This is a genomic window from Vibrio sp. St2 (genome assembly GCF_947311885.1).
Classification (GTDB): Bacteria; Pseudomonadota; Gammaproteobacteria; order Enterobacterales; family Vibrionaceae; genus Vibrio; species Vibrio coralliilyticus.
Window position 1 is genome coordinate 528,995 of sequence record NZ_CAMZNA010000002.1, and the last position, 22,863, is coordinate 551,857.

Annotated in this window: 19 protein-coding genes; 4 read left to right on the forward strand and 15 right to left on the reverse strand. The window is 45.5% G+C overall.

Annotated features, from left to right (window positions below):
* Positions 1–202 precede the first annotated feature (202 nt).
* Positions 203–1,486, reverse strand: a complete 1,284-nt coding sequence (locus QMA41_RS08875) for an HD domain-containing phosphohydrolase (RefSeq protein WP_281629414.1) — start codon at positions 1,484–1,486, stop codon at positions 203–205.
* A gap of 15 nt (positions 1,487–1,501) precedes the next feature.
* Positions 1,502–3,691: an ammonium transporter gene (gene amt / locus QMA41_RS08880; RefSeq protein ID WP_281629415.1), complete on the reverse strand. Its 2,190-nt coding sequence runs from the start codon at positions 3,689–3,691 to the stop codon at positions 1,502–1,504.
* 197 nt (positions 3,692–3,888) lie between these two features.
* On the opposite strand from amt, the gene QMA41_RS08885 reads away from it, so the two are divergent.
* Positions 3,889–4,368 (forward strand): YbaK/EbsC family protein, encoded by a 480-nt coding sequence (locus tag QMA41_RS08885; protein ID WP_038160013.1) that lies wholly within the window; start codon positions 3,889–3,891, stop codon positions 4,366–4,368.
* A gap of 74 nt (positions 4,369–4,442) precedes the next feature.
* On the opposite strand, the gene QMA41_RS08890 is transcribed toward QMA41_RS08885, so the two are convergent.
* From QMA41_RS08890 to QMA41_RS08900, 3 genes are all read right to left on the reverse strand, one after another.
* Positions 4,443–5,987, reverse strand: a complete 1,545-nt coding sequence (locus QMA41_RS08890; protein ID WP_198561923.1) for a M28 family metallopeptidase — start codon at positions 5,985–5,987, stop codon at positions 4,443–4,445.
* A gap of 82 nt (positions 5,988–6,069) precedes the next feature.
* Positions 6,070–8,409 (reverse strand): M4 family metallopeptidase, encoded by a 2,340-nt coding sequence (locus QMA41_RS08895; RefSeq protein WP_281629416.1) that lies wholly within the window; start codon positions 8,407–8,409, stop codon positions 6,070–6,072.
* 445 nt (positions 8,410–8,854) lie between these two features.
* Positions 8,855–10,066: an MFS transporter gene (locus QMA41_RS08900; protein ID WP_064486616.1), complete on the reverse strand. Its 1,212-nt coding sequence runs from the start codon at positions 10,064–10,066 to the stop codon at positions 8,855–8,857.
* A 90-nt stretch (positions 10,067–10,156) separates the two neighbouring features.
* Between QMA41_RS08900 and QMA41_RS08905 the strand changes: the two genes are divergently transcribed.
* Complete coding sequence (locus tag QMA41_RS08905; RefSeq protein ID WP_281629417.1) at positions 10,157–11,857, forward strand: ABC transporter substrate-binding protein; 1,701 nt, start codon at positions 10,157–10,159, stop codon at positions 11,855–11,857.
* On the opposite strand, the gene QMA41_RS08910 is transcribed toward QMA41_RS08905, so the two are convergent.
* Complete coding sequence (locus QMA41_RS08910; RefSeq protein WP_281629418.1) at positions 11,835–12,815, reverse strand: ribonuclease Z; 981 nt, start codon at positions 12,813–12,815, stop codon at positions 11,835–11,837. The genes QMA41_RS08905 and QMA41_RS08910 overlap by 23 nt on opposite strands.
* A gap of 8 nt (positions 12,816–12,823) precedes the next feature.
* Entirely contained in the window at positions 12,824–13,699 is an 876-nt protein-coding gene (locus QMA41_RS08915) for a LysR family transcriptional regulator (RefSeq protein WP_281629729.1), read from the reverse strand.
* A 157-nt stretch (positions 13,700–13,856) separates the two neighbouring features.
* On the opposite strand from QMA41_RS08915, the gene hisC reads away from it, so the two are divergent.
* Positions 13,857–14,975 carry a histidinol-phosphate transaminase gene (hisC, locus tag QMA41_RS08920; protein WP_281629419.1) on the forward strand — a complete coding sequence of 373 codons (1,119 nt, stop codon included), beginning with the start codon at positions 13,857–13,859 and terminating at the stop codon, positions 14,973–14,975.
* Positions 14,959–15,732: an ABC transporter substrate-binding protein gene (locus QMA41_RS08925; RefSeq protein ID WP_281629420.1), complete on the forward strand. Its 774-nt coding sequence runs from the start codon at positions 14,959–14,961 to the stop codon at positions 15,730–15,732. Before hisC ends, QMA41_RS08925 begins: the two co-directional genes overlap by 17 nt.
* A 30-nt stretch (positions 15,733–15,762) precedes the next feature.
* On the opposite strand, the gene QMA41_RS08930 is transcribed toward QMA41_RS08925, so the two are convergent.
* The 8 genes from QMA41_RS08930 to QMA41_RS08965 form a co-directional block, all read right to left on the reverse strand.
* On the reverse strand, positions 15,763–16,581 hold the full coding sequence (locus QMA41_RS08930; RefSeq protein ID WP_281629421.1) for a transporter substrate-binding domain-containing protein: 819 nt from the start codon (positions 16,579–16,581) through the stop codon (positions 15,763–15,765).
* 210 nt (positions 16,582–16,791) lie between these two features.
* Entirely contained in the window at positions 16,792–17,217 is a 426-nt protein-coding gene (locus tag QMA41_RS08935; protein ID WP_006961507.1) for a YccF domain-containing protein, read from the reverse strand.
* A 28-nt stretch (positions 17,218–17,245) separates the two neighbouring features.
* Positions 17,246–17,539, reverse strand: a complete 294-nt coding sequence (locus QMA41_RS08940; protein ID WP_281629422.1) for an antibiotic biosynthesis monooxygenase — start codon at positions 17,537–17,539, stop codon at positions 17,246–17,248.
* Positions 17,540–17,579: 40 nt separating this feature from the next.
* Positions 17,580–18,308 carry a sulfite exporter TauE/SafE family protein gene (locus QMA41_RS08945; RefSeq protein ID WP_021455525.1) on the reverse strand — a complete coding sequence of 243 codons (729 nt, stop codon included), beginning with the start codon at positions 18,306–18,308 and terminating at the stop codon, positions 17,580–17,582.
* A 112-nt stretch (positions 18,309–18,420) separates the two neighbouring features.
* Positions 18,421–19,965, reverse strand: a complete 1,545-nt coding sequence (locus tag QMA41_RS08950; RefSeq protein ID WP_281629423.1) for a cryptochrome/photolyase family protein — start codon at positions 19,963–19,965, stop codon at positions 18,421–18,423.
* A gap of 1 nt (position 19,966) precedes the next feature.
* Positions 19,967–21,289 carry a DASH family cryptochrome gene (locus QMA41_RS08955; RefSeq protein WP_281629424.1) on the reverse strand — a complete coding sequence of 441 codons (1,323 nt, stop codon included), beginning with the start codon at positions 21,287–21,289 and terminating at the stop codon, positions 19,967–19,969.
* Positions 21,290–21,364: 75 nt separating this feature from the next.
* A complete protein-coding gene (locus QMA41_RS08960) occupies positions 21,365–22,582 on the reverse strand; it encodes an MFS transporter (protein WP_281629425.1) in 1,218 nt (405 codons plus the stop codon).
* A 9-nt stretch (positions 22,583–22,591) separates the two neighbouring features.
* On the reverse strand, positions 22,592–22,774 hold the full coding sequence (locus tag QMA41_RS08965; protein WP_080748888.1) for a hypothetical protein: 183 nt from the start codon (positions 22,772–22,774) through the stop codon (positions 22,592–22,594).
* Positions 22,775–22,863 lie beyond the last annotated feature (89 nt).

A 22,863-nucleotide genomic window follows, 5' to 3' on the forward strand; every position in this document is an offset into this window, starting at 1 on the left:
AGGGAAATGATCAAAAAAGACGCATTTTCAATTTAAAAAGAACCATCACAATTATTAAGGGAAATACTTGTGCTACTACTCAGTATCTCATCAGACCACTGCAAAAATATGGAAGATAAGAACAAAAGTAGGTTCAAAGAAGAACAGAAATATATGTAATATTTATTAAATGGAAGGGTTTTATTGGATTAGAAAAATTAATTTAGATGACATAAACAAAATTCTGACTTTCGAATTCTTCAAGCTCGAACAACCGATCTAGCATCTCCTGATTAAGCCTGCTCCCTCTCTTAATTAAGACTTTTCCGTTTGGCAGGGAGACATCACGTTTTATTTCAATCCCTGGTTTTAGATCGCCAATACTGACGCAATATTCAAATGTACTTGTATTATTTCTGCGCTTATCTTCTAGCATATGAAAATAAGTATTCAGAATGAGCGGATCATAATGACTCTTAGATTTTTCTTTCATTAAACTTTCAGCAACCGCAGGCAAACGAAGCTTTGTTCTATCAACGTGATTGACCGTTAGATAATCGTAATCCTTCACCACTCTTATAATTCTCGACAATACAGGGATTTGCTCTCCTTTTAATCCTTCAGGAAACCCTGTTCCATCCATATTTTCATCCTGATATTGGATTCCCGCGAGAAGTGGTTGGAATGACGCATTATGCAGAAGTAAGTCAGCGGCTTTATGACCTGAGCCACACGGGCCAATGTGATGAGCTGTGTACGCTGAAGATAACTGCTGTTTAGACTGACAAGAGACCATGCCAATAAGATGGAGCAGAGCCGCTTGATAAGCTTGAGCATTTGATACTTCAGATGACGTTATATGCCCTGCAAGCTCCTTGACGTGTTCAGCGATTCTCAGCAAATCTTGCTTTTCAACATGAACACTTTCAGAGATCACGTTCACCAACAAACTCAACGTATTATTCATCAGTTCTTTGTGCCTATGGCTTGCACTTTTGTACTTTAGATCGAGTTGTTTAATGTGTTTATTCTTCTCCTCTATCTGCCCTTGCAAGCTTTCATTATCTCGGAGAAGCTTAGCGTTGATGGCTTCCTGATGTTTCGCATATTTTTCTATGCCTCCCGTCATTTCAAACTGGGACTTGAGCCGAAGCAGCGTTTTCTTTACCTCTTCGTTTTCCCATGGTTTAGGTAATACATAGCTAACATCCCCTTCGTTGATAAACGCTGTTAAATCATTCTGCTCCGCATTACTTGATAGTGCGACACGTATAGCCCCAGGTTGGACATACCTAGCCTCATAAAAGAATTTAGAACTACTCATGGACGGCATACTGGAATCCGCAACAACGATGGAGACTTCGTAGTCATTGAGATATGTCAGGGCCGAAATCGGGTCATTAAATGTCACAACACAGAAGTCTTTCCTTAGCAGTCGTGACAGTGCACGAGTGATTTGAACTTCACTATCAACGATAATGAGTTTTACTGCGGTGTCTCCATCCATAAGAGCTCCCTGCCACTAGTGATGGTTTGATATAGGTAAGCGCACAGTGAATTTGGTGCCTTTACCGACTTTACTCACTACATCGATTTTGCCCCCATGATTATTCACCACCCCATGGCAAATAGATAACCCTAGCCCTGTGTTGCTCATGTCCATGCGAGTGGTGAAAAAGGGATCAAAGATTTGAGGCAGATTTTCTTCAGCAATACCGATCCCACTATCCACAATATGAACGACTACGTCTTTGTCACAAAGGCTCGTCATCACTTTGATTACACCGAGTTCACGGCCAATTGCCTGTAACGAATTCTGCAGTAAATTAACAAAGAGCTGTTCAAGTTGATGTGCACTACATGAAACTAAAGCATTTTCAGCATCGTAAGACTCAATAATCCGACAGTTCGACTCAATACGATCTGAGAGGCTTTCAATTGATGATGACAAAATGACGTTAATATCTCTTAAGTCGAATTGCTCATCACTGTAATCTGAAAACGTCTTGATATTAGAAAGTATGCTGTCAATTTTCAAAGCCCCTTCCGACGTTGCCTTAATAAGCTCATCGCTGTCTTCGAAGACAAAGTCGAGATCTTCTTCTTCACAAATTCGATCAATTCGGCTCAACACTTCCTTCGCAACAACAGGATGTGCCGACGCAACCGCAGCAAAGGTTTTGTACTCTGTCACTAAGACTTTGAAAAAGCGATTGTAGTCTTTAAGCGTATTAATGTTGCTCAAGACATAGCTGATAGGTTCATTGATTTCTCTGAGAAGCCCAGAGCTTACCTGACCGAGATTCGACAGCTTCTCATCTCTCTCTAGCCTAGCTTCCATATCCTTGATACGTTGGTTCGACTCAACAAGAGAATGATGCTTTTTGGTGACCTTCACTAATGCTTCTTCGAAGCGTGACAACACCCGATTGTATTGACGGGCAATCATTCCAATCTCAGATGTCGGATCGTAATCGACTCGCTGTGTAAAATCACCGCTCGCCTCCTGATGCTGCATTACAGCGACGAGATCATAGAGATCACTGCCCGCTTCATGAGAAGAGATATTAAGACCGATAACCTCTTCTTCCTGCTTCACTCGCAAAGAAATTACTTTGTTAAGCAGGTAGAAACTCAAATAGCTGATAGGAAAGACGAATGCACTGGTCGCGCTAATACCGAATATCTGAATCAGTAACTGGCTGGTTCTATCTTCCGCTATCAGTACTCCAGAAAATGCGTCTTGAGGTGCGAATAAAGCGACAGCCAAGGTCCCCCAGATACCATTTGCCAAATGAACAGGGATTGCTCCAACTGCATCATCAATTTTCTTTCGAATTAACAAATGGTTGGTCAAGGTATAAATCAGTGCAGCAACCATACCTATCACAACCGCACTAGGTGCATTGACTAAGTTACAGTTCGCGGTAATTGCCACCAGTCCCGAAAGAATACCGTTGCAGAAATGAGGAACATGCACTCGCTTAATCAAGTGAAGCGAGACCAATGCGGACGTTAATCCGCCCATCGCTCCAGCGAGTATGGTATTGAGGATAATATTGAAAGTATTTGAACTAAATGCAAGCGAGCTGCCCGCGTTGAATCCCAACCATCCAATCCATAGGAATACGACACCTGCGACCGTCTGTACCAAGCTGCTGTGATTAAAAGCCTGCCCGTCTTTGAAACGGTTCAACCTTGGTCCAATCACAATCACTGCGGCTAACGCCGCCCAGCCTCCCACCGCATGCACCGTTGTCGAACCAGCAAAATCGACAAAGCCGTATTGCGATAACCAACCTTGTTCCGCCCACACCCAGTGACCCACAACAGGGTAAATAAAGGCAGCAACCAGAACAGAAATCGCGATATAGCCCTTGAGGCTACCTCGCTCTGCGATAGCACCGGAAATAATCGTAACCGATGTGGCACAAAACACCATCTGATAGAAGAAAAATGCACCCTCATCAATAGCATCAAATTGCGGGATCATGAACTGATTAGTGCCTGCCAGTCCTTGCCATGATTCACCAAACATAATGCCGTAACCAAGCAGCCAATACAGTCCCAGAACCACAGCTAAGTCGATTAAATTCTTAGCCGCGACATTGACCGTATTTTTTCGTCGTACAGTGCCAGCTTCAAGCAGCAAGAAGCCGACCTGCATCAGCAGGACCAGCAACGTACACAAAAATACGAACAATGAATTCATAACACCTATATGTTTTCAGCGCCTTATTAAGCAACTGAACTTACATCCATGTAATTGCATATGTGTATAAATATAGATCCAAATTCAACAGATTGGTTTACGGCGAAGCAGCCTTCACACGAGTCGAAAAGCGCAAATGGTGACTTAAGTGTTCGTTACCTATACTCAACATGGGCCCCAGGCACATGGAGGTTTGTATGAGTATTGCAACACGATTAGACCAATATCTAAGCGAACACGATATCCCGTTCCAGACAGTCAGGCATAGCCACAGCCAAAGCTCACTTCAGAGCGGTGTTGCTGCAGGTATACCTTTGGTGTGTCTGGCAAAGGGCATCGTTCTGGAAGATCACGATGGTCATCACATGATGGCTGTTTTACCCGCCAACAATAAGATCAGCTTGTCCCGGCTAAATGACGAGCTAAATGCCAATTTCCACCTTGTTAAAGAGCGGCAGATTTATGAGATGTTCGACGATTGTGAGAATGGTGCCATACCACCTGTTGGTAGCGCCTACCATATGTCGACCACTTATGATGAAGTGTTGACTCGCCAGAACTACGTCTACTTTGAAGCAGGCGATCATGAAACCTTGATCAAACTCGATCAGGAATCTTTTCGCCAATTAATGGGCCAGAGCAAAATGATGAGATTCAGTAGCCAGATCTTCCATTAACTTAATTTAAAACGAAATCCGGTGACGATTCATCATCAAAAGAAGTCCACCAATTGGTGGACTTCTTTACGTTACTATTGCTTCTGGTCCTGAGCGTTCTCAGGACTAAAGCTAGCCACAATATCTACTTCATCAAAGTTGCGGTAACCACGAATCATAATGTTGAACTCACCAGCTGGTTTGTTAAACACGCACTGTTCGTTGCTGCCATTCTGGAACGGACGACAGTCATATTCTGTTTTCGAAACCGGACCTTCATAGGTCACGTATAGATCCGCATCGCCACTGCGTGGGCCTGTAATGGAAATCGTTACTTCGCCCGGCTCTGTAGTGCGGAAAACAAAGAACTGTTCATCGAAATAACCGGATGTCAGGTTCTCCACTGGTGTACCGTTTTCCAGCTCCTTCACTGGCGACTCTGCTTCATCCAAACTGGTTTCCACCAAGTATGCGATGGCTAACTTAGCAAATTTAGTCGCATGGCTTGCGGTTGGGTCGGAATTCTCCAACGTGTCGTGCTCAGTGTGGATATGCGGGTTGTAATCATTGAACATGGTTTCAAATGGCATTGCTGACGGGTAACCAGCGTTATGCCATGAAGCGTGGTCAGAACAGGCGTAGCCACAGCGGTCAAAATCATAAGTAATTTCACTCGCGTAGGTATCAATCAACTCGCTGAGAAATTCCGTTAAATTCGCGTCTGTGTAATCGTTGATGAAAGTAATATCATGAGCCGAACCGTTGTAGTTGGTCATATCCAGTTGCAAAGCAGAGACAACATCCGCCTGCTCGCCTTTCAGCGTTTGTGCGATGTCCTGAGAACCTCGCAAGCCCACTTCTTCTGCAGCATAGCCGTAGAACTTGATGGTGCGATCTGGCTGGATACCGCTAGCAATCATAAGACGCAATGCTTCTGTCACGGTTGCAATACCCGAAGCGTCATCATCGGCTCCCGGTGATATTGTACCTTCGGTTGTCCATGACCCAACTGTTGAATCTAGGTGACCACCCACCACAACGATCTCGTCTGGATGCTTGGCACCGACTAAAGTTACTTCAACCGATTTCTGTGGGTAATCACTGTGTGAGATTTGCTGAGCTGAGGCATAAGGTACATCCTTAATCTCTTCTTGCCAGCGCTCTAGCAACCAGTCCGAAGCAGCGATACCCGTAGAAGTGGTATAAAAACGGTTAGTAAAGCTGGTTAGGTTTTCAATGGTAGTAACCATGTTGTTTGGCTCAACTTGCGCAATCAACGACTCGACCGTATCGTGGTGGCTGATCACCGGCTTCTCAAACGTACTCATCGACAGTGGCATACCCGCCGCTTTCATTGCGCTTGCCTTGTCCTCATGCACCATGTAACCACCACAACGGTGTTTCGCTTCATGCATATGACTGGATAGTGCCGCCAGCTGCTTCTCATTGATTTTGGCAACCACAGCATTTGGATTTGCTGCAAAGCCGCTAAATACCGCTGCACCATGCTGCGTTATCAAATGCTGAGCATCAGCATCCGTGGTAATCCATACTTCCCCATCTTTCAATACGTTGGCATCTGATGCTGCAAAGGCAGAAGCGCTCCCAAATAGAGCTAAAGCTAATAATGTCTTTTTCATAGCAGAACTGAGTTCCTTGTAAATTCTGTAGACGTGATACAAAGCAGGGCTCCATTCGGAGCCCTGTCGTTTTTAGAATGGATTAGTTGGCTTTGATGAAGCGGTAGCGCTTCGTTTCAGAACAAACGTCACCTGAGGTACATACTTGGTACTCAACATCAATCGTGCCGTTGTGACGGAACTTATCGACGTAAGAAGTAAATTCAGTTGCACCCACCACTTTGCCGTTACGTTTCACAACAAAGTAGTCGTCTGTTAGGTATTCCCAAGCCAGCTTAACGCGTGCCTTGCCATTAGGCTGCTTGTTACCAAATTGCAGTTTGAGTGGGAACGCGTCTGTTGCCGTATCTTCAATTGTGATGGTCTTGTTGGTAGTCGTTGCAGCACCTGCATTATCCGTTACCGTCAGAGTCACAACGTAATCACCAGCTGCCGCGTAAGTGTGGCTAGCCACTGCACCTGACTGAGAGTTACCGTCACCAAGGTTCCACTGGTAAGAAACAATCTCACCATCGCTATCACTACTTGTGCTGGTTAGGTCAACTTTCTTGCCTGTGACAACGTGATCGAATGAAGCGACCGGCGGAACGTTAGTGCTACCAGAATCAAACGATGCTTTTAGGTTTGCATCGGCATATTCTGAGTAACCGAATACGTTGACGGTGTAACGACCAGCCGTTGGGTTTTCGATGACACAAACTTCATCAGTCACCGACTCACTCTTACAGATGTTTTCCTGCGAGCTTGGCGCATAGTCAAGGCCAACATAGATGTCTGGGTCACCAGTTGAAACACCAAGTTCGACTGTTAGCTTATCTTTACCTTCAGGCACTTCGATGTCGAAGTAGGTCTTCGAACCTGTACCGCCAGCAACAGTAACGGCTTGGCCATTTTCTAGACGCTGATACTCTGGTTCTGGCGGTAGCGGTGGCTCTGCACATGGCTCAACACCCACAACGCCAAACGCTGCTACGACGTCTTCAGAGTTATAACCTAGGTCATCTGCTGCGTTTTTCACGCCACATGCACCTTGCCAGAAGTCACTGTCTTCTGCCCAGTAGATCTGGTTAGCCAGAACAAACAGTTCGAACGCCTTCTTAGTATCCCAACCCTGAGTGGTAGCGATGTGATAGAAAGCTTTATTGAATACACCAGAACTGTAGTGAACATTCAGCCCATCGTAGTAATCAGAAGCGTGGTTGATAGAAGAACCGTCACGTGAAGGATCGTCCATGTAGCGCAGTGCGCCGTCTGCTTTGAAGATGTCACGACCGACCATCCAGTCGTTGGTCCCTTTCATGTAGTATTCAGCAGCTTCACCAGCGATATCTGAGAAGGCTTCATTCATACCACCAGATTGATTCGCGTAGATAAGACCTGAGTTTTGCTCAGTGAAACCATGGCTGACTTCGTGCGCAGACACATCCAGACTCACCAATGGGTAGAAGTAACTTTCACCGTCACCGAAGGTCATCGCCTGACCATCCCAGAAGGCGTTTTCGTAGCCGTTGCCGTAGTGAACACGCATCATCAGTTTGAATGTCAGCGGCGCTGTATCAAACCAATCTTTGTACATGTCGAATACAACGTTACCGAAGTAATGCGCATCGTTCAGTGGAGAATAAGCACCGTTAATTTCTTTGTGCTCGTTGCGCGGACATTCGTAGGAATAAGGCGTTGTACCTGAAGTTGCACCGTTTAGATCCACAGTTACAACGTTATCGGATTCCATTACACATTCAGTGCCGTTTTCCGTCACATCAAGATAGTGGTAATCAGTACCGTATTCATATTGACCCGTTTTCTCGTTACCACCAGGACCAGTACCGATTTGGGCATGGGCAATACCTTCCCAACGGTCGATGATTTCACCGCTGTGTGCATCCAGCATAGTAAACGGACGCGATGGGTGTGCTTTACCTTCAATCAGATAAGAGATTACGTAAATCAGACGAGTTTTATCACCGTCTTGATATACATAAAGATCGTCTTTTGCGTTCGCTAAAGATGGGCTCGCAGCAACACCAGCTTTAAGATCTTTGCTCGCTAACTCTAGTGCTTGTGCGCGGTTTAAAGAAGGTTTTACGAACTTACGATCAACGCCGGCCATCTTAACGTATTTGCCCTGAACAGCTTTTAGGGCGCCGCCTTTGGCACTTTGCGTTGCGTTTAGGTAGTGGCCCCAAACAGGCACTCCCCAGATGTTTTGCTGGACTTTAACTTTGTAGATGCCGCGCTTCTTCAGATTCACTTCTTTTACCATTTTGAAGCTGGAAGCATTGTCGACACCAAGCTGAGAATTCAGCCCAGAAAATGATGTAAAGTTGATTGGTTTGCTTAAATAAACTGACTCACCGGCATGTGCAGATAGTGACATCGCACTCGCCACGGCTACTGCCAAAAAACGCTTGGCTATTTTCATTATGATTCTCCTTATCGTGGCATTTTATAAATGCCGGGGAGAAACATATCATTAACAATTAGAATTAATACTCACTATTCTTAATAATTATTTAATAAACCAAACAAGCGCACAATATGATTAGCATTTATTTTATCAATCATAAAATAAATTAATTAAATTCAACCTAAAAACAAATAGTGTTAAATATATAGATTACAACGTCACGATAAGAATAATGGTTATTTGTATAATACAAATAACCATTATGGATAGAACTATCTAATTCCAATTCAATCAATAAAATCAGTTAATTATTGAATGCAGTAAGAGATTAGACGACAAACCATCATAGAAAGATATTTATTTAAATATTAATCTCATTAAAAATAAATGAGTAAAATAATATTTATAAGCACGCAGATAGCACACTGCATTCAAAATATAAACCACACAACAATGATGATTATTGAATAAATCGAATTCGGCTGAATAATAAGATTAGTGCGACCAAGAGTTGAAGTATAAAGCATGAAACGAACACCGCTTGCTCACCAAAGCTAGCAACCATATACCCTGACGCTGCTAAACCAAACGGCATGAGCAACTTAAACAACGAACCCGTAATTCCCGTCAGCCTGCCGAGGCATTGCTCATCGAACGCTTCCTGGCGGTAACTCCAGATGCAGATCGAGCTGTATAAGCCAATGGCAGAAATCCACAAGAAGGCAAAGACCAGACTCCACACTCCGGGAAGCACCAGAGGAATGAGGAAACCAAACGCCTCCAACGCAATTGAGGCAATCAATAACTGGCCTAAACCAAACTTGGTACGTATTTTATCTGCGGTAAATGAACCCAATAAGCCACCTACACCCGAAGCGGCAATCAAGTAGCTCACTTCAACTGAATTCAGACTGAGAGTGGATTTCGCATAGAAAATCGACTGAATCCAGAATATTGCACCTGTAGTGTTAATTACCATCACGGCCAAGGTGATGTACCACATATTGGTTTCAGCACGCAGTATCGCCCACCCTTCTGCCAATGCTTTTAGCACGGGGGGATGCGATTTCGGCTCTGGTTTCACTAAAGCTAACTTTTCCAGTTGCCAATAGGCCAGTACCAGCATCGCTGCCACTCCAAGAAAGACATTATGAATCGCTGACAAGAGCATCAACGCACCAGAAAGTACCGGTCCAACCGTTTCCATAAAACTACTCAGCGAACTCATGCGCGCAATAGCAGTATTTTGCAGTTCATGAGGAATACCGTTTTTCATCATCGCCATGCGTGCATTGTGATAACCGTAATTACACGCCATCATGAAAAACGCCGACGGAAAAAGAACCCAGAGCGGGTTATCCAACCATTCCACCGCAAAATAACAACTCAATACCATCAGCAACTGGCCTAACAACATCATTTGAGACCAGCGCTTTTTGTCGACTCTATCGACCCATACACCAATAAACAGCGCCAGCAATAAATTAGGTAGGAATTCAACTGCTCGCATCCAGCCCATCATCTGAGACGACTGAGTCAATTCATACACCAACAAAGGCAATGCCAAATTATAAATCTGGGCACTAAACGCCACGAACAATGCGCTGGAAAAGAGCACCACAAACGATCTATTTTTCCACACTGAATTTTGAGGGTGAGATAACGTCTCCATCGAATAATCCTTTCTTCCTGATAAGAATCCACTATTATCCGAACCAAAAGATGAAGAAAAATAGAAATAAGAAAAAGGAATTTCACCTTTATGCGTTACTGGAAATCCCTCGCGTTCTGCCGTGATAATCTGCAATTTGATCAATGGCAGCCAATGTCCTTGGACAATTTCAGCCAATCACTGGACTGCACAAGACGCAATGCCCAATTACTCATTAAACGCTTGATCAAAGAACGTTTCCTCGAGTGGCAGCCGGGGGTAGGCCGAGGTAATTTACCCAATGCAAAGCTATTGAAGTGCCCAAACGAACGATTGGAGCAACAAGCTTTTCGTCTATTAGAGGAAGGAAAAATCGCACAGGCTCTGGTACTGATCAAGGACGCACATCGCGATCTATTTCTAGAAAACTATCTCGCTCAGTTTCAGCCAAAAGATGAGTCAAAACATATACTAAAGATCCCTTTCTACCGCGGCACTCATTGCCTAGATCCCGTCTTTATCACGCGGCGAACAGAAATCCACCTTGCACGCTATCTTTATGCCAATCTGCTTACCATCAATACCGATAATCTCGGCATACAAGCTGATCTGGCACACTCATGGAAGCTGAGCGGCCACACACTTGAAATAACATTACGCAAAGGGCTTAAATTTCAGGACGGCAGTCCTTTGCTGGCTCAGGATATCAAAGCTCACTTTGAGCGATTGATGAGCTCAGACGCTGGTTGCAAAGTTCTGTTCGAATTTATCGATGACGTCGTCGTAATCGATGACCTATCTATTCACTTTGTCAGCCATTCAATGCCGAGTCTACTGCCTAAACTGCTGGCACACTCTGCTATGGGCATCACCAAAGCAATCAAAGGTAAAATCGTCGGAACTGGTCCATTCTGCTTAGAAGAGCAAACTGAGTGGCGAACACTGATGACCGTTAATCCACACTATCACGGGTTCAGACCTTGGATAGACGGTATTGAGATCTGGAACATTGGTGATAAAGCTAAGAACTTTGACCTTAACAGTCATGTCGTACATGGCAGCCACATACGTGAAGGACACGCATCTGGCTTCCGTGCGCAAAATCAATGGGAGGAAGGTTGTGTCTACGCAACATTCAACGTGAATCGTAATGGATGGATGGCCAAACGAGCTCATCGGGCTGTGCTGCAAGAGGTTTTATCTCATATGGGCGCACCGCATTCACAACAGTGTGAAGCGCTCGCTGTAGCGAGCGGCATGATGTCTTCTCCCGAGTCACTCAAACCATCAGCGTTAGATTTAATTGCAGAACATATTCGTTCGCTCCCTATGCCGGAAGCGCCTCTCTCTGTCGTCACCTACCAACTTGCAACCCATATAGAAACCGCTCGGTTAGTTGTTGAATCGCTAGAAAAGTTAGGCATAGATGCCAAACTGACCGTTCATGAATACCCCGTGTTTGACCAACTCAGTACCTTATCTCAAGCGGATGTCATCATTTGTGGCGAAGTGTTCGGTGAAGATACTGAAATGTCTTGGTTAGGATGGCTATTTAACACCAGTGCTCTTACCGCCTGCCTGACCGATAAAGAGCAACATTGGATCAAGCAGAAATGTACTGAAGCAATGGCACAACCTAAGCTAGCTGCGAGACTCAAAAAGTTTGAAAAGATTGAGAAAAGCTTAATCAGAAATGGCATTTATCAACCACTCTTTCATGTAGAGCAGGACCTCAATATCTCAGACACCGTGACAGCGCCTGCACTGCTTGCTAACGGCTGGATAGACTTCAATCAGGTGGTGATGAAATAGGTGGATCGACTAATGTCACTTTCCCCTGTTTGTCGATCCGATAGCGCAGTAAGTCTTGTGCAAGGAATAAGTTGCCAGAATATACCTGCTCAGCCTCTGAGCGAATAATCTCGACTGGCAGCTCTGCTTCAGGGTGAAGCTGATAACGTGGGCTGAAATGGGTGAGAATCAAGTTAGGGATACCAGCGGCTTCAGCAAACTCCGCAACCAACTTTCCGTAGCTGTGGCCGAACTCTTTTGCCTGCTTGGCGAAAGTTTGGGCATAAGTCGACTCATGCACCAGCAAATGGCACTCTTCACACAATTGTTTGAGCAACTCAGGATCGGCATTGTCACCGGCGATAACAAGCTTTCTTGGCCCGTGTTCTAAGTAGGTGAACTCTTCGCTGATCAGCGTTTTGCCTTCATGTTCGACATTTTGCCCTTTGACTAATTGCCCCCATAGCGGGCCTCGAGGAACACCTTGCTGTGCCAGCTTGTCAAAATCTAGATAGGCTTTAATCGTACTTTCAGAAAAACAATAGGCGAAGGAAGGCACGCGATGCTCTAATTCACACAATGAAATGGTGAATTGACCGATCGTCATTGAGGGTAAAGATTCAGCAGAGACAAACTGAAGCTCGTAAGGCAGGTGAAGCTTAGTAAATTGCATTGTCGCTTCAAGCCACTCTTGAATCCCTTTCGGCGCAATAATGATTAATGGGTCTGAACGACGATTCATACCAGCGCTGGCAAGTAAGCCCGGTAAACCGTAGCAATGATCACCATGTAAGTGAGTAATGAAAATCGCCTTAAGGTAATTGAGAGACAAAGGCGTATGCAGCAATTGGTGTTGGGTAGCTTCACCACAATCAACCAGAAACCAACCTTTGCCCTTGCTTTCCATCACGGCCGTTGCAGAGACATTTCTGGCTTTGGTCGGTGTGCCTGATGACGTCCCTAATACACAGATTTCCATAACTTACCTTATTGTTGCTCCAGCCAGTCAGATAACGCTTTGACCGATTCATTCGGCTCTTGATTGGCCGAAAGCAAAAAGTAACTATTGCCAGATCGGATACGTTTATCAAACGGGCAGAGCAAGCGATTTGACTTTATATCCTGCTCCGCCAAGGTCACATCTCCCACGGTCATCCCAAACCCCTGCTGAGCCGCGTTCATCGCCTGATCTAACGTAGCAAACGTCTGATTCCCTTTTCCTTTAAGTGTAGATTCGTCACAACTGTTGCACCAAAGCATCCAGTCAGACTGCTCTGGGTTTGCATGTAACCAAGTAAAGCGATTAACCAAATTGTCGTGTAGAGATTCATCTGGCTCAACGAACTGTGACCACAGCTGAGGAGAACAAACGGGCGCGAGAATTTCGTCAAACAACAAGGTTTGGGAGACCTGCTTGCTTCGCACTGGCTTACCATAAACGATCACCATATCAAAACTGTCAAAGTCCGGATGAAACTGGTGCTTAGTAGTTGAACTCAGTTCGACATTCACTTCAGGGTTAGCCTGCTGAAAATTAGCTAAGCGCGCTAGTAACCAAGTGGTAATACAACTTGGTGCCAGCAGTTTCACACGGTTGGCACTTTCGGACACTTCTCTCACCGATCTTTGTAAGCGCTTGATGATGTCCTGCGCGAGTGGAATGAACATACTCCCTTCAGGCGTCAGGGCGAGCCCTCGAGCGCGGCGATAAAACAAGCTCACTCCCATCAAAGATTCGAGAGACTGAATCTGCCGACTGACCGCGCCTTGCGTCATGTTGAGCGACTCGGCGGCATGGGTCAGGTTAAGGTATTCGGCGGTTGCCAAGAATGCCTGTAAGTTTTTCGTCGAAGGTAAGCGCATCATTACCACCATACTAGCTATGCATTTTTTGCATAGCTAGTATGCCTTTATTTCGATTCTACTCAAATAGGTTTTTGACTACATTTTTATCAAATAAGAAATTCTAGTTATTAATTTGATTTCAATTCGATTAATTATGCAGTAAAGGAATATTGAAATGGCGTCACTGGCAGACAAGATTGCACCAGATAACATAAAAAAATTAATACCTTATCAATCCGCACGGCGAATTGGAGGTTCTGGTCGACTGTGGCTCAACGCCAACGAGTTAGAGCAACCACTGCATTTCAGTGACCAACAAAATGCTTACCATCGTTACCCTGACTTTTTGCCTCAGGACATCGCTTCTGCTTATCAGGATTACTGCCACACCCAAAAGCCCGTTCTCGCAGTGAGAGGCGCTGATGAAGCCATTGACCTTCTCGTGCGCACTTTCTGCCAACCGGGTAAAAGCCGCATCGCTATCTGTAGCCCTACGTATGCGATGTATGAATTTTGTGCTGATTCACTTGCCGTTGAAACCATTGACGTCCCTTTGCTTGCGCCGGATTTTGCTCTGGATGTGGACGGTGTTGTGAAAGCGGCGGAGTCGGCAAACTTGGTGTTTCTTTGTTCACCCAATAACCCGACAGGCCAGATGCTGAGTCGACAAGATGTACTGTCTGTTCTCGACCAAACGCAAGATCAGGCGTTGATTGTCGTGGACGAGGCATACATTGAGTTTGAACTTGAAGAAAGCGTTGTCAGCTTAATCGACCAATACCCTAATCTGGTTGTTATTCGTACTCTCTCTAAAGCCTTTGGCCTTGCGGCAGTGCGATGTGGCTTCATCATCGCTGATACATCTGTGATGAACTACCTATATAAAATGGTTCCCCCTTACCCAATGCCAGACAGTTCAGCCGAAATCGTGTTAAACGCACTGAGCCTAGAAGGGTTGGCCAAAGTGACACAAAGTACTCAGCAGTTGATCGCCACTAAAAATTGGTTTGTTGACCAGCTCCAGTCATTAAGTTGGATTGAAAAGGTCTACCCTTCTTCCACCAACTTCGTGCTGATTCGTACCCGACCGGATGTCGATCTGTTCAACTACTTGCTTAAAGCTGGAATTGTCACCCGCAATCAATCACATGAACCGAGCCTGAAACACTGCGTGAGAATCACGATTGGCTCACAAGAATCTATGCAGGAAGTCGCTACCATCATTAGCCACTTCGCTGACCCAGTATCAACGAAAAACGAAGATAAGGATTTCGAACATGAAAAAAGTGCTTAGTGTCATTGCTTGTACTGCTGCCCTTCTGTCTGCACCCACTTTTGCAAAGCAAGTACGTCTGGCATCCGACTTCACTTACCCGCCGTTTAACTACAAAGATCAAAGCGGCAACCCAACAGGGTTCGACATCGAAATTGCCGACGCACTGTGTGCTGAAGCCAAACTGGAATGTACTTGGGTCGCCCAAAACTGGGACTCGCTCATTCCGAGCCTACTGGCACGAAAGTCGGATGTCATCATGGCTTCGATGCGTATTACAGAAGAGCGCAAAAAGCGTGTGCTGTTTACCAACAAGTATTACCAGACTCCGGCTCGTTTTGTCACAGCGACGGACGCTAAAGTCGACATTTCAGCGCAAGGGATGAAAGGCAAAGTCATCGGTGTTCAAGGTGGCACAATTCACGATCGCTACGTGACGGACAAGTTCGGTGACGTTGCAGAGATCAAACGTTATACCGGTCAGGATGAAGTCTACATTGATATGGTAAACGGTCGCTTGGATCTGACTTTTGGTAATTCAGATCAGCTAGCCTTAGCGTTTCTGGCCAAAGACATTGGTCAGGGCTTCAAATTTGTCGGTCAGCCTGTTACCGACAAAGCCTACATAGGTGAGGGAACAGCGTTGGCATTACGTCAGAATGACAAAGCGCTAGCTGAGAAATTCAATAAAGCCATTGTCGCCATTCGCGCCAACGGTACGTATGACAAGATTGCGAAAAAGTACTTCTCTTTTGACATCTACGGCGAAGAGCTGTAAATCCATTCGGGCCTGTCTTCAGGCCCTTTTTTATCGCTTAGCCGCCTGTTTTCGATAACGAAGCATCACCGCGCTATCCGGCTGATAAGCGTCAATCAAAGCCGCCAGCTTCCCTTGTTTTTTCAACGTTTCAAAGCTGTGGTTTAAAGCGCTCACCACCTCTGGTGATGTTTGTTTCCCCGTAACTAACCACAGCGCTTTGCACAATTGCTTCACTTTCATTACTTCGACAAAGTTATCGGGATCAAAGCCATATTGTTCCATACGATAGGGGTAACTGACCGTTACTAAAGGTGCGTAGTCGACCCGATTCGCACGCAGCAAACGAATCGCATCTTTACCGTAGTTAACAGGGATAATCCGCTGAAAGCCCAGAGACTCGATCAACTCTTCAAATGAACCCTCGGTTTGTGCACCAAAACGATAGCCTTTGAGCGCCTGCAGCTCATCCGTTTCTAATTTAGGCCCAGTAATATGACGATAGATCCCGACTTCATAGGGAGAGACTTCACCAATCCAATGAAATTTATCCTCTCTCACTGGCGTACGCGATACAGAGAAGAACAAGGCGTTCGCACGATTCTGCGTAATTCGCATTGCCCGCTTCCACGGAGTGAAGTGCACCTGATGAACTTCCATCGGCAGGGATTGAGCAGCGTCTTGTACCACAGCTTCGACAAACTTGACCACATAACCTTCTGCCACACCATCCACTTCCACCTGTAGCGGTGGAAATTCCTGAGTGTAGAGTTCCAGTTCCACGGGATGGGGATGCGCATCACTGGCAATGGATACGATCAAGCTTGACGCGCAGAGGAAGGTTTTTATCTTTGTTATCCAGCGCAGCATTGAGTGTTTATTCTATTTTTATAGCAGCAAATTTAGCGAACTACTATAAATGACAATTATGTCGGGTCAATGCCATACAGGTCCAATTTGTCGGGTGACGCTGTCTCTTTTATTGGAGGAGATAGAAGAATTTCTGACGAGCCTTTCCGGACTAGACTGAAGTTGCTTAATAATTGACGGACAAAAGAAAAGCCCCTATTGGGGCTTTCATTATTTAGAATATCTTGCCATTGCAGCTTGCTCTTTAGGTACCACTGTTTTACCAATCGGCGCTAGCGAGATGTACGCCAGTTTGAGGTGCTGAATAGCAAATGGAATACCTATGATGGTCACAAAACACGCCACCGCTGACAGGATGTGGCCTATCGCTAACCAGATACCTGCAAACACAAACCAAATGACGTTGCCGACCAGACCGAGCGGGCTGGTTCCAATATCCATTTCATTGGTCAGCTCATCTCGGGCAATCGCTTCCTGACCAAATGGGAAGAAGGAAAAATTCCCCATGACAAAACAGGCGCGTCCCCATGGAATACCTACGATACTGATGAAAGCCAGCAGACCGAAGAACCACCACATCAGGCCCATGACAACGCCACCGAGCAAAAACCAAATTATATTACCTATCGTTCTCATAACCTGTTGTTTCTCCTTTTAGAAAACCTTAACCGAACACACTCTCATAGTGTTCTACGGTCGGGAATGGATCATAAAAATGATGTAAAAGTGCTTTCCATTCCTGGTACTCAGCAGATTGTCTGAATCCGATTTCATGGTCTTCCAATGTTTGCCAGTTCACTAGCAAAATATAGCGCCCCGGATTTTCAATACAACGTTGCAACTGATGTGAAACATAGCCTTTCATGCTTGAAATAATGGCCTGAGCTTTTGCAAAGTTTTGCTCAAAATCTTTCTCCATATCCGGCTTCACATCCAGAATTGCGACTTCTAGTATCATGGTTTTTCCTTAACCTAAGATGAACATCAATAAAAATGACTTATGCCAAACCCTGCCAGACTGCCGTCGCGCCACTTACGGTACACAGCATCAATGCCCCAAGACGAATCTTTTCTTTGGGTAGAGACTGAGTCGTTGCTAAAGCGAGTTTATAACCCAGCCATGCAGCAGGAAGAAGCGGAATACTGATCCACAGATGGTGCGTAGTCAAAAAGCCCGCCGGCATTTGGATAATCAACGAAATGATTGAGCTGAATACAAAAAAGGCCGACAAATTGCCTCTCAACTGATTCGCTTCCTGATGTTGTAACAACAAAGCCATCGGCGGTCCACCAATACCTGAACTGGTGCCGAAGAAGCCAGAAAAGAAACCTGCAACGCCCATGCGGGTTGGTGTCGGTTCAATACGAAAAGGAAGTAAGCTCACTGCGACAGCAAACAGCACCAATAGACCAAGCCATAATGCCAACAAGTCGGTAGATACCATCACCAATAGCACGCCTCCCGCTATAGAGCCAGGGACACGGCCAATCAACGCCATCTTAAGCCCACCAATCTCTACGCTATCACGGTGCTTCAAAGCATTCAGAATTGAGATATAGAGCGCTACCAAGCAGATAGGGGCGGGAACATAATCTGGCGAGACAAGAAACAGTAGAGGCGCGGCAACAATGGCTAAACCAAAACCGATCGCTGTCTGTACGAACGAGCCAAGGAAAATCAGGAAAGCAGCAAGCAATGCCTCTGTCGTTATCCATTCAGCAAACATATAAAGAAAGACCGTTGGGAACAAAGGTCTTCATCATAATCTAATTTGTTCTCAAGCGATCCCAAAAATACCTTCTGGCACGTTTTTATTTTCCACCACGCTAGAGATTGAATTACAAGGCTTCGATATGCTCCAAATAATACTCTGCCTTTTGCAAAATCTCACTTTGTGCATGGTCATCAAGATTGTCCCAAGATCGATAAATAACGCCAATACGTGGGTTCTGCGTTAGCATTTCTCTGTGTTTGTGCATGAAGCGCCAATACAAGCTATTCAACGGGCATGCGTTGTCCTGCGTTTTTTCACTATGGTTATAATGGCATCCTTTGCAGTAGTCACTCATTCGATTGATGTACGAGCCACTCGCAGCATAAGGTTTAGTTCCCACAATGCCACCATCCGCGAACAGAGCCATACCTCGGGTGTTAGGCATTTCTACCCATTCAATCGCATCCACATAGATACCGAGATACCATTCATCAACCTGGGCTGGGTCAATCTCTGTTAACAAACAAAAGTTGCCCGTCACCATGAGTCTTTGAATATGGTGCGCATAGGCAAAATCCAACGACTGTCCGATGGCTTCCTTCATACATGCCATCTTCGTCTCTCCAGACCAAAAATACTCAGGCAAGTGGCGTATAGCGTCGAAGTGGTTGTACTCAGCATAATCTGGCATATTGGCCCAATACACGCCTCGGATGTATTCCCTCCAACCGAGTATTTGACGTATAAAGCCTTCTACCTGAGAAATATCAATGTCTGGGTTTGACTCATACGCTGACAACGCACTATCAATCACTTCGAGAGGGTGAAGCATTTTGCTGTTTAAGGCGAAGGACAATCGACTATGGTAAAGCGACCATTTTGATTCATGCGCCTGTGTCATTGCATCTTGAAACCGACCAAAGTTAGGTAGGCATACGGAGCAAAAGTGGGCAAGCAATGTCAGACTTTGATTGCGGTTAATCGGCCATAACAACGGGCCTTCAAGTTGCCCTATGGTGCTGATATTGTGCCGCTCAAGCGACGCTCTAATCTCGGTGACATCATTGCCAAACATTAGAGGGGTCGGCAAACGCTCTATATCCGCTGCTTTGAGTTTGTTGCGATTGTTCGCATCGTAATTCCACTTTCCACCTTTGGGTTTTCCATCATCCATTAAGATGCTGAAGTTTTTTCGCATTTTACGATAGAAGTGCTCCATCATAATGTGCTTTCCTTGAGGAAAGTGCTGCTCAATCTGCTCAAAAGGAAGAAGGAAATGTTCACTCTCTGTACGTTGAATACGGCAGCCTTGTATCTCTATTTCATCGAGGAGCGTTGCTAAACGAAACTCATCTGGTCTTTGATACTCGAACACTGTTGCACCAGACTCTTTGACATAGTGATGAACGAGTTGCGAGACATCAGAAAATTCCAAAGTTTGGCCCAGATTGAGATGCAACACTTCGTGCCCATCTTGCTGAAGCTCATGCGCAAAGGCCTGCATTGCAGCGAAAAATGCACACACCTTTTGTACGTGATGCCTAACATAAGTTGCCTCTGGATGGAGCTCTGCAATCAAGTACAACACTGATTCGTCTGATTCATTAAACCAAGAGTGACGCATATTGAGCTGATCGCCGAGAATAAGGCGGATAGTGTTAAACGTCATCTTACTCATCTCCTTTTGAACAAGAGAGTGGCCAGTCGACCATATCAACATGATCACTTGGTGTAATCACTTTGTTTCCATGCCACCGCTCTATGAAAACCTTATCTGGATCGTACATTTCCGTTTGTTTCGCTAAATTAAAATGACGAGAACCTCTAAGGTCCGCACCCACGCCCGCCAAATATTGCCAATTCCCCCAGTTCGAAGCGACATCATAATCAACAAGTTGAGTCTCGAAGTAGGCTGCCCCGTAGCGCCAATCCAAACCAAGTTCATGAATCAAACAACTTGCTACGAGCTGCCTGCCTCTATTGGACATGTAGCCCGTCGCTTTAAGCTGATTCATGCAAGCATTGACGATTGGGTATTGAGTTTCACCATGCTTCCATTGCTGAAAACGGTAGCTGTAAAAACTTGTCAATGGAGCAGCATCTTTCAAGCCGGAAAACTTAAACAGACGTCTTCCCCACAGTTTTCCGTACCAATGGAAATACTCACGCCACAACAGCTCAAAGAAAATCCAGTATGTTGAGTCATTTGCCCCCTCCCTCTGCTCATATTCTTGAAGCAATACAAAGATCCTCTTCGGACTCAGGCATCCTACGGCTAGCCACGGAGAAAACTTAGTAGAAAAGTCAAAACCATCAAGCTCGTTGCGAGTTTGTTTGTAGTGACTTGCTAAAGATGTAGTAAAGTAACCTGAACAGTGAGCAAACCCTAGAGTTTCTCCGCCAGCGAATAGCAGACACGATACCTGTTCCATGTTTAATGTGCTGATTACCTGCGCAGGTGGTTCTGGCAATGCAGACAGGCTTGAATCTACACCGATAGGAAGGTGCTCGACTTGCTTTCTGAATTGAGTAAAAGTGCTGGGCAATTCACCTAACGTAAAAGGGAGAAGGCGTTGGCTGAAGAGTGTGTTAACTGGCTCTTGAATGCAGGTGAGATCCGAGTGTAGCTGAGACAACCTATCGACTACGCTTTGCTCATTGACACCGGAAAAAAGATCACAGTAAAAATGCGTGACGCCGTAATCTTGGATAAAACGATTGAGAACATCTAGGGGACGGTCATCAAAAACGAGCAATTTCTGGCCCATATTTTCGAGAGACTGCGATAAACAGGCCACGGATTGTTGCAGAAATGCCAATCTCTCAGAGCCTAAACTCTGCTCTTGTGAATAACGAACCAGATATCTGTCCATTTGAGGCAAGCAATAGACGCAAAGCAGGCTGTCAACTTCGCAACTCGCCTGCCATAGCAATGGGTTATCTTGGATGCGAAGATCACAAGTGAACCAGTAAAGACCAACTTTTTGTTTCAAGCCTCAGCTCCTGACTTTTCTCTTTCACGTTAGTACGTGAAAAACAGGAACTAAGACTTGTGGTGAATAAATTTATTACGCTACTGCAAAGCGTCGAACAGGCTTGTCGTTGATTGGCAGGTGAATAATCGCCGCAGCAAACGCGAGTACAACCGTCGACCACCAAATGGGCTCATAAGAACCGTAGTAATCGTAAATACGGCCACCAGCCCAAGCGCCTAAGAAGCTACCGACCTGATGTGTGAAAAAGACCAGCCCATAAAGCGTCGACAGATACTTAGCGCCAAAGATCTGCCTTACTAAGCCAGACGTCAATGGCACCGTACCTAGCCAACAAAAACCAATGGCCGCACCAAATATCGCCGCTGTATGCTCTGTGACTGGCAACGTCACAAATGCGCCAATCACCATGGTACGCATCAGATACAGAGCCGACATCACATGGCGTTTGCTGAATTTATCGCCCATCACTCCCCAAAAGTAAGAGCCGAAAATATTGAAAACCCCGACGTAGGCGAGTGCCATCGCAGCCGTTGAGGCTGGTAACTGTTTGTCTGCTAAATAGCTAGGTAGGTGCGTCGCAATGAACATCACATGGAAGCCGCAAACGAAGAAACCAAGATGGATCAGCCAATAGCCTCTATGAGAAAACGCCTCTCTTAACGCCTGCCTAAGCGTTAAATGATCTTCCTTTGTTTCACTGGAAGAGTTTCCTTGGCTGGCCGTTGTTTTCGGCGCTCGCATAAACAATGCAAATGCAATCATTGTTGAGCAGAGAATAGCGAAGCTCTGTAATGCCCCTTGCCACCCCAAATCACTCAGCAGCATCTGCGCTCCGGGAATCATAGCAAACATACCAAAAGAGCCTGCGGCGGTGGTCAAGCCAAACGCTTTTGCTGCGTGCTCCGCAGGGACAACTTTAGCAACAGCACCAAGGACAATGACATAGCTGGTTGCGCTCAGGCCTAAACCAACGAGAACACCAAGTGTCCAATAAAGTGTTGAAGGTTCGACAGCGATCGAGGTCAAATACAGGCCGACGCCATACGCGATAGCACCTGCAATGATGATGCGTTTAGCACCAAATCGGTCGGCAGCCATACCGACGAACGGCTGAAATACACCAAAAAGCAAATTTTGCAGCGCAATAGCAAAGCTGAAAAATTCACGTCCTGTGTGAAAGTAATCGGAAACCGGCATCATGAAGATACCAAATGATTGCCTGATACCCAGGCAGATGACCAAAATGGCGATGCCTAACCAGACCATTGCTGGAAAACGGAAAATGCTCATGAACTTACCTTAATGATGGTGATGATGAGAATGGTCACCGGACATATCATGACTTTGCTGGTGGCAACCGCTATTGGTGGCCTGCTCCGCTAACAGCTCCATCAGACGCGGTGACTGATGGACGGCCAACAGAGTTAGGCAAAGCAATACCGTCATTCTCACGAGCTGAGCAAAAAGTGATTGAGAAAACATGATTCATAGTCTCAGCAAGAAAATAAAGAGCGCGAAGTGTATTGAGCCTCTCGTTATGACTCAAATGACATTTTTACAATGACTCTATG

Bases quoted from the DNA above. Each gene is read 5' to 3' on its own strand.
- QMA41_RS08925 (WP_281629420.1), top strand. From the start codon at position 14,959: ATGAAAAAAGTGCTTAGTGTCATTGCTTGTACTGCTGCCCTTCTGTCT.
- amt (WP_281629415.1), bottom strand. From the start codon at position 3,691: ATGAATTCATTGTTCGTATTTTTGTGTACGTTGCTGGTCCTGCTGATG.
- QMA41_RS08945 (WP_021455525.1), bottom strand. From the start codon at position 18,308: ATGTTTGCTGAATGGATAACGACAGAGGCATTGCTTGCTGCTTTCCTG.
- QMA41_RS08900 (WP_064486616.1), bottom strand. From the start codon at position 10,066: ATGGAGACGTTATCTCACCCTCAAAATTCAGTGTGGAAAAATAGATCG.
- QMA41_RS08950 (WP_281629423.1), bottom strand. From the start codon at position 19,965: ATGACGTTTAACACTATCCGCCTTATTCTCGGCGATCAGCTCAATATG.
- QMA41_RS08875 (WP_281629414.1), bottom strand. From the start codon at position 1,486: ATGGATGGAGACACCGCAGTAAAACTCATTATCGTTGATAGTGAAGTT.
- QMA41_RS08915 (WP_281629729.1), bottom strand. From the start codon at position 13,699: ATGCGCTTACCTTCGACGAAAAACTTACAGGCATTCTTGGCAACCGCC.
- hisC (WP_281629419.1), top strand. From the start codon at position 13,857: ATGGCGTCACTGGCAGACAAGATTGCACCAGATAACATAAAAAAATTA.
- QMA41_RS08895 (WP_281629416.1), bottom strand. From the start codon at position 8,409: ATGAAAATAGCCAAGCGTTTTTTGGCAGTAGCCGTGGCGAGTGCGATG.
- QMA41_RS08935 (WP_006961507.1), bottom strand. From the start codon at position 17,217: ATGAGAACGATAGGTAATATAATTTGGTTTTTGCTCGGTGGCGTTGTC.
- QMA41_RS08905 (WP_281629417.1), top strand. From the start codon at position 10,157: ATGCGTTACTGGAAATCCCTCGCGTTCTGCCGTGATAATCTGCAATTT.
- QMA41_RS08890 (WP_198561923.1), bottom strand. From the start codon at position 5,987: ATGAAAAAGACATTATTAGCTTTAGCTCTATTTGGGAGCGCTTCTGCC.
- QMA41_RS08885 (WP_038160013.1), top strand. From the start codon at position 3,889: ATGAGTATTGCAACACGATTAGACCAATATCTAAGCGAACACGATATC.
- QMA41_RS08965 (WP_080748888.1), bottom strand. From the start codon at position 22,774: ATGTTTTCTCAATCACTTTTTGCTCAGCTCGTGAGAATGACGGTATTG.
- QMA41_RS08910 (WP_281629418.1), bottom strand. From the start codon at position 12,815: ATGGAAATCTGTGTATTAGGGACGTCATCAGGCACACCGACCAAAGCC.
- QMA41_RS08960 (WP_281629425.1), bottom strand. From the start codon at position 22,582: ATGAGCATTTTCCGTTTTCCAGCAATGGTCTGGTTAGGCATCGCCATT.
- QMA41_RS08940 (WP_281629422.1), bottom strand. From the start codon at position 17,539: ATGATACTAGAAGTCGCAATTCTGGATGTGAAGCCGGATATGGAGAAA.
- QMA41_RS08930 (WP_281629421.1), bottom strand. From the start codon at position 16,581: ATGCTGCGCTGGATAACAAAGATAAAAACCTTCCTCTGCGCGTCAAGC.